Here is a 14,413-nt window from a genome sequence, read left to right on the forward strand (position 1 = left end):
CCTGCCAGAAAAACTAGCAGGATAGGTTGATTGCCCGGCTCAGTTTTCAGTCGGCGCGATCCCTACATGTGGCTGAATTTTCGGTCGGCGTAAACAGGCAGAAGCTGATCGAGTAAGTTCCCAATGAAAGTCATGCACGAAAATAACGGTCGCATTCGACGAACTTCGGCATTGCGGATGGCGCAACATTCGCCCGCGTGCCGAATGACCGTTTGCTGATTTGACCGGCCTTCTGAAGGTCCGAGCGGCGGCACGGACGAAGGTCCCTTCATGGCCGACAGTACGCATTGGCACAAACCGCCGGAAAGCTCTCATTGAGAACTCCAACGTCCTCACGGCGACACGTTCATCGAACTGGTGCAATCGGCGACAACCCGTCGTTCATGTGCGTCGTCGGTCGGACACTCAGGCGTCGGCTCCGCCTCCGTAACCGGCCATCCGCTTGTTAGCGACGAGCACTCCTTTATCGGCCATTGCGGACGGTGGCCGCCGAAGAACGTGCGGCAGCTCGAGATCGCTTAGCCGACATTCGCGACCCGGCACCGGCGAATGTCAGCATTCGTTATTGGCGAATGAGTCTTGTCGACCCGGAACGGCCAGTCACGTTTGCCGGAAGTGGACCCTCATGAAGGTGGTAATGTGCGCTTTTTGTGACCGGAGCTTAGAGGCAATTGGTCGGGTACTCGGGAGATGCCCGACACTCGTTACGATGGAGCAACCAGCTGGCTTCGCGCGTTACTCCGAGTGGGATGTCGCCCGGGCAATGGCACGCCGCACCGCTGGCCTCATGGCTAGTTCATCGAGCGTGATGAAGAATTCGAAGCCCTTGTCGTTCTCTCGTGTCACCAGAAATCCAAGCTTGCGATGGAAAGCGATAGACAAACGGTTGGTCCTATAGACATGGCTTCGTAGCTCGCCGATCCCTCGTTCGGTCGCCAGAGTCGCGATTTCCCCGAACAATTCATTTATCACCGTGTACGTTCGATGCAAGGGATGCGTACCAAAAGCGCCAACGAACCAGCACGCTTCTGCTTCCGGTCGAAGCATTGCATAAGCCGCGGGTTTGCCGTCCCGTCGCACGGAGCACACCTCACTTCACTAATTTCTAAGGACTCGCACAGTTTCGCCCGGTGCTCGTATACGTCGAAGGCGTCGCCAGCTCGCTCAGTGTGCTCACGTAATGTAAGTACATCAAGCGCGAGAAGTTCATCAACAGAAGGGGACATAGGGGGAAATCAGGATGATGGCGTGGCATGCTGTAAGAGTATTCGGATAAAAAATATCGCCAGTTCATGTTGACTCACTGGTTGATCGCTTCTAGCCGGACCCGGATCTCGCCCCGCGGCTATCTTGGCTCGCGCGGCGTCACCACCTAGAGGTCACGTTTCATATAACGAACCCATCCGATCCGTCCTGTGTCGCGCAGCCCAAGGTCCGACCAACCGGCTTTGGACTATGAGCGCAGGCCGGGCTCGTTTTCTTCGTCGACCGAGAGCGTGATGCAGCTCGTTTCAGGCCAGGCCGGGAGACGACGCGGCACGCGTTCGTGTCCCGGCCGGCATACCGGAAACGGTTGGTCGGCGGGAGGACGGGAATTAGAACCGGTGCTGGATACCCAGCATCACCCCGGTCTGGTTCACGCCCGGTGCGACCGTGCCGCCGGCCGCCACGGAAACCGCGCCCGTCTGGCTGTTCACCATGTAGCCCGCCAGCGCGTACACGAATGTGCGCTTCGAAAGCAGATAGTTCGCCCGCGCCGCGACCAGCGTTCCGTTCGAGATCCCATGCGCAATGTAGTGCGATACCTGGGCATCAAGCGACCACTGAGGCGCTGGCAGATAGTTGATCCCCCCGAAATACAGATCGGAACGCATCGATGCGGCCGCAGCGTCGACGATACGATGAACCCAGCCCACCCCCAGCCTGGCTTGCGCGAACCGGTAGTAAGCGTCGACCACCGTATGCGTATCGGTGAAGGCGCTGCTCGTGAGCGGCGCGGACGCTCCCTTTCCACCACGCATCTGGTCGTAGGATCCCGCGAAGCCATAATTGGTGCCCTCGTATGCGAGCATGCCGGTGAACTGCTTGCAGGCCAGATAGTCACCCGGCACCTGGCCGCCGCAATTGGTCGCCGGCGGACCGGCGGGCCCGGCTGCGTCACGGCCGAAGCTGTAGGTCGCGCCAACCGTCAGTCCAACAAATTTCCCGGTGTAGGAGATCGAGTTGTCGCTTCTCGCATTGGCCAGATATGGATCGAAGTTAGCGAACGAGTGCAGCGATGGCCCGATGATGTCGGCGTAAGCCAGCGCGTAGTAGGTCATATTGAACTGGCGGCCGAGCAGCACAGTACCGTATGACGAGCTCAGCCCGACGTCTGCTGTACGGCCCATCAACCGTCCCCCGTATCCGAGTGCGCCGGTGCCGGGGGCAAAACCGCTCTCGAGGGTGAACACCGCCTTAAGCCCGCCCCCGAGATCTTCGCTTCCACGCAAGCCGAACCGGGACGGTACTTCGCCGGTGATCGATGGCACACCGACAGACGAACCGCCGCCTGCTGCGTGGTTGTAATAAGCCACGCCCGTATCAACTATGCCGTACAACGTCACGCTGCTTTGAGCGTATGCTGTGGCCGCCACCAGGGTCAAGCCCGCCAATCCATACTTTTTCATAGGTCTCCTCCAGCGTTTGATAAAAACTGGATAAAGCGGAATTGCCCGATCAAACCTTTAATGCTGGCAAATCCGCGCGCATGTGTAGAGACGCCCGAAACTTCTCGTCCGTCTCGCACACGCTCTTTAATTTGACGATTCCATGACGTCGAGCAGGATCTTGCCCGCGACGTCGCCCCGTTCCAGGGCCTCGTGCGCGGCGCTCGCCTGCTTCAGCGGAAAACGTTGCATGATCATCGGTTTGATCGTGGTGCCGATCAGAGGCCATACCTGCACGTACAGCCAGCGTGCGATGCCGGCTTTGTCGTCGTCCGGCAGCGGCCTCAGCAAGGAACCCGTCACCACTGCCTCCTTGCGCATCAGTTCACGCAGCGGGAAGGACAGTTCGGCATTTCCACCTGGCGACAGATGCACCACGCGGCCCCGGCGGGCGAGCGCCTCGACGTTCTGGCGACCGTAAGCTGCACCCGCCAGGTCGAGGATGACGTCCACACCTTTGCCCCCAGTAACTGCCTGCACGGCTTCCGCGAAGACGACTGTCCGGTAATTGAACGCCTTCACCGCGCCGAGCGCCTCCGCAAGCGCGCACTTTTCGTCGGTCCCGCATGTCGCATAAACTGCGTGGCCTCGTGCCGTCAGGACCTGGGTCGCCAGACTACCAACGCCGCTCGTACCGCCGTGGATCAGGACGGACTCGCCGGGAGCGAGCTTCGCCACGTTGAAGAAGTTGTGTACGGTTGTGAACAGAGCTTCCGGCAGCGAAGCGGCATCGCGCAACGAGATCGCCGGCGGAATGGGCAGTACCTGTCCGGCGTCGGCAATTGCATACTCCGCATAGCCGCCGCCATTGACGAGAGCGCATACCTCATCGCCGGTCCTGACGTGTGTGACGTTCTGACCGATGCGCACTATGACACCGGAGACTTCGAGTCCCGGGATAGGGCTATGAACGTTGTCGGGACCCCGGCGACGCTGATTGACATCGTGGCGATTCACGCCGGCCGATACGACACGGATCAGAACGTCCGTCGGGCCACACTCCGGGACCGGCAATTCGACTGGAACCAGAACTTCGGGGCCGCCGGCAGCGGTAATGCGGATGCCGACCTGGTGCTTCGGAATGGCTTCGAACTGATTATCTTGCATTTTAATTAGGAATACGAAGTGGTAAATAAACGTACCTAGCCACGAATGGCGCTCTGGAATATTCGGGTAACCAGCCGCCCGAATGGAGGGATGAATCAGGGAATCCAATTACGCGCTTGCAAAGCGGATTTCCTCTGGCCTAGCAGAAGGCCTCGCTGATACAGGTCACGTCCGTCTTCATGTCGACATCGAACTCATCCCCCGTACTTATCGGCAGCTCCGTGCATGCCGGCATCGGGTACCTGCGCAGCGCGCGCCTGATCCAGAAGCAGCACGAACACGGCGGCAGCCCCCAGCACTCCGCCGAACACGCGATACAACGTCGACGGTGTCCATCCGACGGACAGCATGTAGCCGGTCCAGATTGGGACGACGACGGAGATGGCACGTCCGAATCCGATCATCAGACCAACTGCCGTACCTCGCACGATCGCAGGATAGATAGGCGGACTGATCGCATAGAAAGCACAGACGCCGCCGCTCGCGCTGGCGCCGACCAGCATGGAAAGCGGAATGGCCAGTGCGACATCCCTGAAATACGTGGCATACAAGGTATACACGACGGCGCCGCCGGTCAGAACCAGTGCGGTCACAATCACTGGACGGATCCTGAGCGACAGGGCAGCGAACAGCAGTGACCCGATCACACCGCCGATCATGATGAGCATCCCAACACGCACGCCGTACGCTGGGCTTCCGCTCGCGTCCGCGACCAGCTTCGCGGTCCAGGCATTAGCGAAATAAAAAGCGGAGATGAGTCCCGCGTAGCCTAGCCAAAGGCACGCGGTGCGGCGCAGCATGACCCCCCCGAAAATCATATTCACCGCGACCGCGAGAGCCGGTCCGTCGTTTTTGCGGCAAGCCTCAGGAAGGACCGTGGATTGGGGGTAGCCGAGTCGGGCAGCAATCTTGTTGTACTTCTCGAGCGCGCGCTTTGGGCGACGCTCAATCAGGTATTCGGCCGACTCTGGCAACATCGGGATTACAACAGCAGTCATCGCCAGGGTCAGCAGCGCGCCGAATGCGAGCGGCCCACGCCATCCGTAGCTCGCGACGAGCGGCTCCACGACGCTTCCGGCGAGCGCGGAGCCCAGCGGCAGGCCGATGCCATATAGGCCCATCACGACGCCACGACGCTTGTCGGAGCTGTACTCCGAAACAAGAACATTGATACTGGCGATCAGGCCGCCGATGAACAGACCGGCAAACGCCCGCATAGCGACGAGTTCCCGGAAATTCTCGCTTCGGGCGGACAACAGCATACCGACGGTAACCAGCACGAGGCACAGCAGGATATGAGCCCGTCGCCCGATCCGGTCTGCCAGCGGGGAGATGATTGCCGCGCCAATCGCCATTCCCAACACGCTCGCGCTAAGTAGATAGCCGACTTCAACGTGGCTCAGCTTCCACGCCTTCGCCAGATGCGGCATGACGAATGGCAGCACGATGATCTCGTAACCGTCGATCATCGTGAGCAGAATACAGATGACAAACACGACGATCTGTTGCCATTGCATCGGCCGGCTCTTTATCGCTTCACGGATATCCATAAAGTTGTCTCCTGATGTTTTTTTGACGCGTTTGGTGATTTGCACGTACGTGCAATCATCTCTTGTAATGTAATTTTCCTGCCTTGCAATCACTACTTCCTGCTCGCTCGACACCGCCGGTGCGCCGTACTTCGACCGAGCCGAAGATTGCACACCGGCCAAGCCTCATTCAGCGCGGATGGGGTTCCGGAGTACGCCGAGTTTGCTCACTTCCACCTCGACGATGTCGCCGTTCTTCATGAAGACCGGCGGGTTGCGCTTGGCGCCGACACCACCCGGCGTGCCGGTCACGATCACGTCGCCCGGTTTGAGCGTGATGAAGCTGGAGCAGTAAGCGATCAGCGTCGGGATCGAGAAGATCAGCATGTCCGTTGTCGCATGCTGCATGACCTGGCCATTGAGGCGCGTCTCGAGCGTCAGCGCTTCGGTCTCGCCGATCTCATCGGACGTGACGAGCATCGGTCCGAATGCACCGGTCGCCTCGAAGTTCTTGCCCGGACCCCATTGCGACGTATGCATCTGCCAGTCACGAATGCTGCCGTCGTTGTAGCACGCGAAGCCGGCGATATGCTCGTACGCCTTGTCTTCGGAGATGCGGCGGCCGCCCTTGCCGAGCACAACGGCGATCTCGCCTTCATAGTCGAGGCGATCGGATTCCGGCGGCAGGAGGATCGCTTGCTCATGGCCGAGTTGCGATTCAGCAACCCGCATGAAGATGGTCGGACGCTCAGTGCGTTCCCGCTTGGTTTCCTGCACATGCTCGTCGTAGTTGAGTCCAGCACACAGGATCTTGGTCGGATCAGCGACGACCGGGCGATAGGCATTGATGTCCGACAGCGCGAAGTCTGTGTCTGACTTGGCGCCCAGATTTTTGAGCGCATCGATGCCGACCTGACGCAGTGCCGCGCCCAGGTCCGTCAGGTTCAGGCGCGCGCCGATATCGGTCACGCCCTGCTCGGTGACTGTGCCAAAACTGTCCGCGTTGTTTCGGGAAAAGCTGATGAACTTCATGAGTAAATCTCCAGGTTTCGACTAATACTGCTTAAGTGGCGCCCGTGGCGCGACTCAACACAGTCGCCGCGCCTACGGTTAACCATTGACCCATCAGGACACCGAGGCCGGCTCTTTTCGTGCGTCGAGAGTCCGACCGAGACCATCGACGAGCGCCAGCAACTGCTGCAGGTCCGAGGCCGTACCAAACACGTAGCGGTCCGGCCGAATCACGATTGCCGCTGCGTCGAACTCCTTCAGGCAGTCCATCGCTTCGGCGTTTCCGTCATCGATCACGGAGAGCGGATATGACATCCGCTCGCGCAGCGCTTTGGCAGACGCGGTATCCAGCAGGCCCGGCCTGGCGAGGATGGCGAACGTCTGACCGGCGATCACGTCGAGGCGCTGTCCGCCCGCAAGCATCGGCTGAGGCGCCACGATGCCGCTGGCCGCCTGCGCCCCACGCAGATCGCTCTCGCCCAGGCGCGGACTCAGACTGCGCAGCATCCGCGGCGCGACAGCCAGCGCCCGGTCACGTTCGGCGACCTCTTCCGGATGCCGCGCCTGAATGATGCGACCGAGTTCCACGGCCAGCTTGATGTACTCGGTCGCATGCGGCGCGCGCTCATCCTGGTATGTATCGAGCAGTGTGCCGGCAGCCCCGTGGCGGCACACTGCCGTGAGCTTCCACGCGAGGTTCGCGGAATCGCGAATGCCGGCACACAGCCCCTGACCGAGGAAGGGCGGCGTCTGGTGCGCGGAATCGCCCACCAGAATCAGCCTGCCGCGGCGCCAGCGTTGCGCGACCAGCGCATGGAACGTGTACACCGCCGCACGTTCGAGCTCGGCATCGTCGGGGGTCATCCAGCGCTCGATCAGCGACCAGACCGTTTCCGGCCGTGCCATTTCGGCAGCGTCTTCGCCGGGGTGCAGCATGATTTCGAAGCGACGGCGATCGCCAATGCCGCGCACGTAAGTAGCGGGCCGGGCGGGATCACAAAACTGGACGCTGTGATCGCCCAGCACGGACCAGGGACGTTTCAGCACCGCGTCAAAGACCAGCCAGCGTTCATGGAGCCCCAGATCGGTCATTTCGCTGTCCATCAGTCGGCGCACCAGCGAGCGGGCGCCGTCGGCCCCCACCACATAGGCCGCCTCGATGGTCTTGAGCTTGCCGCAGGTGAGGTCCTCGTATTTGACCTGGATATGGCTGGCCGACTCTTCGATTGCGTACACCTCACTGCGCAGTTGCACCGACACGCTTCGCTGCTCCGCCAGTCGCGCGCGCAGGATGCGTTCGAGGTCCGGCTGATGGAAGCGATAGCTCGAATGCCAGCCCTGCGCGCCAACTTCCTGTGGCCGCGGCCAATCCACCAGCAGTTGACCGCTGGCGTTGACAAACTTCATGCCCGGCGAAATGTGGCAAGACGCGGCGACTTCGTGCGCAACGCCAATCGCGTCAAATACACGCATGCATTCCGCATCGAAATGAACCGCGCGAGGCAGTGCGTACGGGGCCGACTCTCGCTCCAATACCGCCACTGTCAATCCGTACCTCGCCAGCAAGTTGGCCAATGTTGCGCCCACGGGGCCCAGCCCGATGACTGCGACGTCATACATGTCTATCGTCTCCAGTTTTATGACTATCTGATTGTGATAAATATATGTACAAGTAACTTGCACGTCAACTATATTTTTGGCAAATTATCACAATACGATTTTTCTAAGGAGACGACAATGAATAAGGGACTGAGCTTCAGCCATGTCGGGATGTACGTCAGGGACTTACCCACGATGACGCAGTTCTACACAGACCTACTGGACTTCACGATCACTGACGCCGGCGAACTTGTCGGGCCGAACGGTCCAGTCGAGCTGGTATTCCTGAGCCGTGACCCGAAGGAGCATCACCAGATCGTGCTTGCCACCGGCCGCCCCGAACACGTGTCGTTCAACGTGATCAACCAGATTTCGCTGCGGGCCGACAGTCTCGCCACGCTGAGGGAATTATTTGGGCGTCTCGCCGAAGGCGGTGCAACCGACATCCAGCCCACCACTCACGGCAACGCTGTGTCGGTGTATGCACGCGACCCCGAAGGCAATCGACTCGAGTTGTTCGTGGACACGCCGTGGTACGTCAGCCAGCCGACGAAGGTGCCGGTGGATATGTCGCTCCCCGAAGACGTGCTGATGAAGGAAGTCGAGAACCATGCTCGTTCGCTGCCCGGATTTGAGCCACGAGAGGCGTGGCAGGCACGCATGGCTAAGAAGATGGGGATTGCCTGACAGACGTATGCGGGTGGGAGCAAGTGGCCTTCGCTACAATAGCGGCTACTCCCGCCCCACTTTCGTTCAAAACGCTGCGATGTCAAGCTCGTCCAAAATGCTGTCAATTCTCGATCTTTTCTCGATCGAGAAACCGGTGTGGTCACTGGAGACAATCTGCACCGTGATCGGCTGCTCGACGCCGACGGCTTATCGCTATCTGCGTGAGCTGGCCGACGCCGGATTGCTTGCCCGGCTCGGCAATGGCAGCTACACGTTGGGACCCAGGGTCATGACCCTGGATTACCAGTTGCGTACGGTTGACCCGTTTTTTTCCATCGGGCATTCGCTGATGCGCGAACTGTCGGAACAGACTGGCTGCGATTGCGTCATGACCAGGATGTTTGACGACAAAATTGTTGATACCCACCGGGAGAGTTCGAATGGGGAGCTCGATCTCGCGTACGGCAGGGGCCGCCCCCGGCCGCTATTTCTCGGGGCCGCCCCCAAAGTGATTCTGGCGACGCTACCGCGGGCGCGGCTCAAACGATTGTTCGAAAAATACGCAGCCGAAATTCGTGCCACAGGCATGGGCGATACGTTCGAGGACTTCTGGCACGGCCTGCAGCGCATACGCAAGGCAGGTTATTACATCTCGCGGGGTGAGCTGGAGGCACAAATGGCGTCGATCGGCGTGCCGCTGTTTTCCAGTGACCCGCAGGCGAGTGCTGCGCTTGCTCTGGTTACATCGCTGCAACGTTTCGAATTCATGGATCATGGCAAGCTGCTTAAGCAGCTGACCGGGGCTGCGCAGCGCATTGCAACCGCGGTCGCGGATCACTCAATAAGCGCGCAGTGACGTCGGTGCCGGGCCTTGGGCGACCAAGGGGCAACCACTACGAAGAGACTATATGCAAGAACACTTTCAGCAAGCCGTCGAAGCAATCGAACGGGTCCGTTGCGAGGCAACTCTGGGGGACGATTGGGCAACGCTTGAGCAAATATTCTCCAACGAGCTTGCCTTCATTCATTCCCCCGGCTACGTGCACGACAAGGCTGGCTACCTCGATTTCCTAAGGACTCGGGTCAAAACCCTGCGGATCTCGCGTCCCGCACCGCCCACCTGCAAGATCATGAGCGACGGCGTCTTGGTCTTCGGCGCGATCGACCAGCAGATCGAGCGTCGCGCCGATGGCAGCATCGTCAACGTGAGCGGCTGGACGACTCAACTCTGGTCGCCCGACGAGAAGTCGTGGAAACTGGTCCACCAGCATTCGACGAGGCGTTCGGAATAGGATTTACAGGGCGATGTCAGAAACCAACGCCGACACCAACACCCACACCACCGCCGAAGCTTCCGCCGCCAACGCCCACGCCGATGCTGGTACTAGGCGCGTAATAGCCGGGGCCATATCCATACCCAGGATAGCTGGAATCGTACGGCTGGGCGGCAACGCATCCCGCGACGCCAGCCGCTAAGGCCAATATGCCCAAATGCCTCATCATGATCGGTCTCCCGTGCATGAATCAGGCAGCAAGATTTGGTCCGCCAGATCGGAGGAAGCTTGAATGAGGCGAGATTCGCCTTAAGATGAGCGATGTACTTCGCAAACTCGGGGCCCGGGCTCTGGAAACTCGTCACGATCTGTGCCTCGAGCAACTGTGCGCTCGCCGAGGTTGTCATGCGACCAGTGTCGCCGGCGATCTCGGCCTAAGAGTACTCGATCCCGTACGACTGGCCCTCTCCGCTTATCGGAAAACTGCACGTCGACACCGACCGGCTGCTCTTGGCCGAGAGCACGAGTTGCGTGAACCTTCTATAGAGCTGACGTTGGAGTCGTCAACGAATTGGTAAGGACCTCCCCGATTGCAGGATCGACACCGTCTGGTGCCATCATGGCTCGTGCTACAACCTTCCGGGAAGGGGGAAGTCATGGACAGGATTACTCGTGTTGGCGTGGATCTGGCGAAGAACGTGATGCAGATTCATGCGGTCGACAGCGCCGAGTGCGTCGTAGTACGTAAAGCGATTCCGCGGGAGCGATTTGTGAGCTGGTTTGCCAATCTGGAACCGTGTCTGATCGCCATGGAGGCATGCGGTGCGGCGCATTATTGGGCACGCAAGCTACACGCGCTCGGGCATGAGGTGCGGCTGATTCCCCCGCAATTTGTCGCGCCCTATCGCAAAGGCGGCGCCCGTGTAAAGAACGATGCACTCGATGCCGAAGCCATCTGCGAAGCGGCGAGCCGCCCGCACATGCGTTTCGTGCCGGCCAAGTCACCTGCGCAACAAAGCGTGCTGGTGCTGCACCGCATGCGTACCGGATTTGTCGAAGAGCGTACCGCGCTGGCGAACCGGTTGCGCGGGCTACTGGCCGAGTTCGGGGTGTTCCTGCCGCAAGGCACCCGCCCGCTACACGAGCACCTCATTGAGCGCGTTGAGGACGGCAGCAATGAGCTGACAGGACCGGCGCGGCTGGCCCTGTTGCGCGGCTGGGAACAATGGCAGGTACTGGATGAGCAGTTTGCCTGGTTTGACAGGCAGATTGACCGCTCAAACAGTTGCGAAGTAGCCTGGTCACGCCCCCGTGAAGGCTTGGGATGTAGATTCCTCCGTATCATTACCGTCCAGACGGAACTGCTCGATGATCCGTTGGTTGTGGTCGTCAAGGTAGGCTTGCAACTCACGGCGCCCTATCAGCCGCACTGATGCAGCGTTGGCGAGTTCGGTGGCTGATCGTGTGAAATATGAGTTTGTGACGACCATGGCGTCATCGCAACCATAAAAGCTCTTCGCAGAGATGGCTTCCTGGACGGCCGAGTTACCAACGTTTCCTGAATAATTTTTCGCCTGAATCACCATCTTTTTGCCGAACTTGCTTACGAACAGGTCTGCGCCTTGGTCACCGCTTAATTTGGTTGCCTCGACATCGTAGCCCGCTGTCTGAAAGATCTGGGCGAGAAATTTCTCAAATTCGTATCCATTCATGGCGTCCACGTGGTACATCGTGACGAACTGATTGGGATCGAAGAACTCCAGTTTCGTTGCCAGCCTCTCGACAAGGATGTCGAAGTTGATCTGTTCGCAGACGTCAAGCCAGGTTTTCACGGTCTGCCAGGGCAAGAGCGGCGTGCCGAATGCCGAGGACGCCTGATCCGCGTACTGTATCTCCGGGTGCCGGATGTTGTTATCCCAGAGGAAATAGAACAACAGGCTGAGATCATCGCGATAGCTCACCCCTGCTTCCGCTATCCACGACCGGAGAATCTCACGCAGTGAACCCTTGATGTGTCTCGATATCTCGGTGTAGAAACCAAGGTATGCCGAGTTGAACCCGGTCGTCAGCAAAAGTTTGTCCAACAGATGCGGGAGCTCTTCCAGTTCGGTAAAGCCCTTGCGGATCAGAACTTCGCGAAAAAGTTCCCGGTTAGAATATGTTCCATTTTCTCGTGCGCTAGGCGTCTCGGCGTCAATGGGCTCGACGCCCACGTTTCGAACTGTGTGAAAGAAGTTGGCAAAGTAAGGCTTTTTGAGCTCGGAATATTTTCTGAGCACCGCGCGAAGAAGGTCGTTAAGCTGCGCCTGCTCCTTTTTCTTGCCGAGCAGATCTTTCAGAAACCCCTTCGTCTGATACTGGAATTCCGGGTAGAAGGAAGGGTCAAGCGGGACCTGGAGCGCCGCAGGCGCGGGCTGGCCCGATGCTTGGACCGGAGCATTCGTACACCATGGACACTTAGTTTCGAATGATTTGCGTCTGCACGAAGTACATTGGTAGATCACGAATTCTCTCCAGACTGTAAATCTGTTGTTTGGTAGCCATCATCTTGCCAATTTAATCTACACTGCAAACCCTGCAATGTTAGAAAGACGTCTTGCATTAATTGCGTTGCGACCACCTAAGCCCGCATTCGACCCACGCCGAAGCATAACCGCCCGCCCACTTCGCTTCAATCGCAAAGCCGATTTGAAAATCGACAACACACACGGGCTGCTTCGGGGTCGGACGTCGCCGGCCGCGTCGGGCGACGTCCGGCCATTAAGAGTCGCTCAGTCACTTTGAAACCTGCAGTTCGAATTGCGGCTCTCCTCCCGAGACACGAGGTAACAACGAGGCATTGTTCCTTATATCCACAGGACCGGCTGTAGGTGCCGCGCGCGCCGTACGCGTGATGCAGGCATATGGCATCACGACGCGCTAGGTAGAGAAGGTACGACGCCCGTATCTCGGCTAATCCGATAAAATCGACATGCGCCGGAGACTAGGCCTTAAGCGATTCTGTAGAGTGATCCGAGGACGACTCGAAATGGAAAAGGGACCGTTAGATAAAGCGAAGGGACCGGGCGCCAACCCGAAGACGATGGGGCCGATGCCGGAGATGGAGCGGCTCGGACTGGATCCTTCGATAATGCAGTCCGTCAAAGGAATTGATGCAATGCAGACCGCGAGCTGGGCCCAGCAACTTAAAGTGATCGACGCCCTTAAGCTCGAACCCTCGATGACATCTTCCTTCAAGGCGATGGAGGCGCTGAAAGCCGACACCGGCTTACTACAGCAGATCAAGTCGCTCCAGGCTTCCTTCGACAACGGGTTGGGACAGCAGATCAGAGCGCTCCAGGCTTCCTTCGACAACGGATTGGGACAGCAGATCAGAGCGCTCCAGGCTTCCTTCGACAACGGATTGGGACAGCAAATCAGGACGCTTCAGGCTTCCTTCGATACCGGGCGGGAACAGCAGATCAGAGCGATCCAGGACACTTTGGTCACTGGATGGGCTAAGCACCATAAGGCGTTTGAGGCTGCTCTCAATCCTGCTTGGGCGCGGCAGCTTAGCGCAATCGACGCGTTCAGATTGGAACCTTCGTTCGTGGCTTCGGCGAAGGCGTTCGAATCCGCTTATGCCGATATGCACGTGAACAAGTGGCTGCAAGATTTGCAGACTGACAAGTTCACCGACTTACTGAGGACATGGAAGGCCGCCAATCCCATCACGGAACTCAGTGAAGTGGTCGAGGCGATGAGGTCGAATGGGCTCGTCGAATCGGCGACCCGTCTGATTGCGACGAATCCCCCGGCACCCGTATCGATGACAGCTGGGGACATCGCTGATGTGCAAGCAATCGTTGACAGGGCCATCGATCGCGCCGCACAGCAGGCAGAAGCCAGGATGGCGCCGTTCGTGAAGACGATTGTTGACGAAATCCAGTCGATGAAGGACTCACGCCTTAAGGCCTTTGTGGTGCTCTTTATCGTCCCAGTTCTAATCAGCGCGATTTACATGATCCTGAATCCCGTCGCCGATTTCTATATAAAACGGGCGCTTGAGGAACACTCCCGCACCGCCTCGCCGCGCGAGGTCAAACAGAACGTCCGCAAGAAAGCCGTGATCTATGCCGCAGATCGGGAACAACTTCAGTCGTTCCGGTTCGTCTTGAAAGAAGAACTGGAAGTACACACCCACCCGTCGAGCAAGTCTCCGGCTGTCAGGAATCTCGCGCTCGGGCAGGTGGTTATGCTGCTCGAGAGGCAGAAAGCGTGGTCTTCCGTCGCGTGGACTGCCGATGACGAGTCACCCGCAGTCCACGGGTGGGTGTACTCGCGCTATGTGAGCAAGATCGTCTAGAGTTATGCGCAAGTCGCGTCGCTGATAGCAGCAACCACTGCATCGCGCTCGTCGCTCTCGCGCAGGTTTTCCCTTTTTGAGCGCATTCAACCCGGCGCGGAGCACGACGGTCGGGAAACCATGCCAAGTAGAGTCCGAAGTTCCCGAAAAGGCTGTTCATGCGCCTCGACA

At 59.0% G+C, this 14,413-nt stretch carries 11 protein-coding genes and 1 pseudogene; 5 read left to right on the forward strand and 7 right to left on the reverse strand.

Annotation, left to right across the window (positions count from 1 at the left end; translation table 11 throughout):
* Positions 1-735: 735 nt before the first annotated feature.
* The 6 genes from B0G69_RS41870 to B0G69_RS18290 all read right to left on the reverse strand — a co-directional run bounded on the left by B0G69_RS41870 (position 736) and on the right by B0G69_RS18290 (position 7,975).
* Complete coding sequence (locus B0G69_RS41870; RefSeq protein ID WP_241991386.1) at positions 736-1,047, reverse strand: GNAT family N-acetyltransferase; 312 nt, start codon at positions 1,045-1,047, stop codon at positions 736-738.
* 548 nt (positions 1,048-1,595) lie between these two features.
* Positions 1,596-2,669: a porin gene (locus tag B0G69_RS18270; RefSeq protein WP_121319818.1), complete on the reverse strand. Its 1,074-nt coding sequence runs from the start codon at positions 2,667-2,669 to the stop codon at positions 1,596-1,598.
* A 126-nt stretch (positions 2,670-2,795) separates the two neighbouring features.
* Positions 2,796-3,923: an NAD(P)H-quinone oxidoreductase gene (locus B0G69_RS18275; protein WP_147440739.1), complete on the reverse strand. Its 1,128-nt coding sequence runs from the start codon at positions 3,921-3,923 to the stop codon at positions 2,796-2,798.
* A gap of 86 nt (positions 3,924-4,009) precedes the next feature.
* Positions 4,010-5,410, reverse strand: coding sequence for an MFS transporter (locus B0G69_RS18280; protein ID WP_147440740.1), 1,401 nt, complete (start codon positions 5,408-5,410; stop codon positions 4,010-4,012).
* A 120-nt stretch (positions 5,411-5,530) separates the two neighbouring features.
* On the reverse strand, positions 5,531-6,376 hold the full coding sequence (locus tag B0G69_RS18285) for a fumarylacetoacetate hydrolase family protein (RefSeq protein ID WP_121319824.1): 846 nt from the start codon (positions 6,374-6,376) through the stop codon (positions 5,531-5,533).
* A 93-nt stretch (positions 6,377-6,469) separates the two neighbouring features.
* Complete coding sequence (locus B0G69_RS18290; protein WP_121319826.1) at positions 6,470-7,975, reverse strand: bifunctional 3-(3-hydroxy-phenyl)propionate/3-hydroxycinnamic acid hydroxylase; 1,506 nt, start codon at positions 7,973-7,975, stop codon at positions 6,470-6,472.
* A gap of 117 nt (positions 7,976-8,092) precedes the next feature.
* On the opposite strand from B0G69_RS18290, the gene B0G69_RS18295 reads away from it, so the two are divergent.
* The 4 genes from B0G69_RS18295 to B0G69_RS18315 all read left to right on the forward strand — a co-directional run bounded on the left by B0G69_RS18295 (position 8,093) and on the right by B0G69_RS18315 (position 11,330).
* Positions 8,093-8,641 (forward strand): VOC family protein, encoded by a 549-nt coding sequence (locus B0G69_RS18295; protein ID WP_121319828.1) that lies wholly within the window; start codon positions 8,093-8,095, stop codon positions 8,639-8,641.
* Between the two features lie 97 nt (positions 8,642-8,738).
* On the forward strand, positions 8,739-9,479 hold the full coding sequence (locus tag B0G69_RS18300) for an IclR family transcriptional regulator C-terminal domain-containing protein (protein WP_121319830.1): 741 nt from the start codon (positions 8,739-8,741) through the stop codon (positions 9,477-9,479).
* A gap of 52 nt (positions 9,480-9,531) precedes the next feature.
* Positions 9,532-9,915: a nuclear transport factor 2 family protein gene (locus B0G69_RS18305; RefSeq protein WP_121319832.1), complete on the forward strand. Its 384-nt coding sequence runs from the start codon at positions 9,532-9,534 to the stop codon at positions 9,913-9,915.
* Between the two features lie 638 nt (positions 9,916-10,553).
* Entirely contained in the window at positions 10,554-11,330 is a 777-nt protein-coding gene (locus B0G69_RS18315) for an IS110 family transposase (RefSeq protein ID WP_241991387.1), read from the forward strand.
* A gap of 24 nt (positions 11,331-11,354) precedes the next feature.
* On the opposite strand, the pseudogene B0G69_RS41880 reads toward B0G69_RS18315, so the two are convergent.
* Positions 11,355-11,627 (reverse strand): annotated as a pseudogene (locus B0G69_RS41880) (restriction endonuclease); the annotation flags it as partial.
* A 1,298-nt stretch (positions 11,628-12,925) separates the two neighbouring features.
* Between B0G69_RS41880 and B0G69_RS18325 the strand changes: the two are divergent.
* Positions 12,926-14,242, forward strand: a complete 1,317-nt coding sequence (locus B0G69_RS18325; RefSeq protein ID WP_158608946.1) for an SH3 domain-containing protein — start codon at positions 12,926-12,928, stop codon at positions 14,240-14,242.
* Positions 14,243-14,413 lie beyond the last annotated feature (171 nt).

This window comes from Paraburkholderia sp. RAU2J, from assembly GCF_003634845.1.
Classification (GTDB): domain Bacteria; phylum Pseudomonadota; class Gammaproteobacteria; order Burkholderiales; family Burkholderiaceae; genus Paraburkholderia; species Paraburkholderia fynbosensis.

Bases quoted from the DNA above. Each gene is read 5' to 3' on its own strand.
- B0G69_RS18300 (WP_121319830.1), top strand. From the start codon at position 8,739: ATGCTGTCAATTCTCGATCTTTTCTCGATCGAGAAACCGGTGTGGTCA.
- B0G69_RS18285 (WP_121319824.1), bottom strand. From the start codon at position 6,376: ATGAAGTTCATCAGCTTTTCCCGAAACAACGCGGACAGTTTTGGCACA.
- B0G69_RS18305 (WP_121319832.1), top strand. From the start codon at position 9,532: ATGCAAGAACACTTTCAGCAAGCCGTCGAAGCAATCGAACGGGTCCGT.
- B0G69_RS18270 (WP_121319818.1), bottom strand. From the start codon at position 2,669: ATGAAAAAGTATGGATTGGCGGGCTTGACCCTGGTGGCGGCCACAGCA.
- B0G69_RS18315 (WP_241991387.1), top strand. From the start codon at position 10,554: ATGGACAGGATTACTCGTGTTGGCGTGGATCTGGCGAAGAACGTGATG.
- B0G69_RS41870 (WP_241991386.1), bottom strand. From the start codon at position 1,047: ATGCTTCGACCGGAAGCAGAAGCGTGCTGGTTCGTTGGCGCTTTTGGT.
- B0G69_RS18325 (WP_158608946.1), top strand. From the start codon at position 12,926: ATGGAAAAGGGACCGTTAGATAAAGCGAAGGGACCGGGCGCCAACCCG.
- B0G69_RS18290 (WP_121319826.1), bottom strand. From the start codon at position 7,975: ATGTATGACGTCGCAGTCATCGGGCTGGGCCCCGTGGGCGCAACATTG.
- B0G69_RS18295 (WP_121319828.1), top strand. From the start codon at position 8,093: ATGAATAAGGGACTGAGCTTCAGCCATGTCGGGATGTACGTCAGGGAC.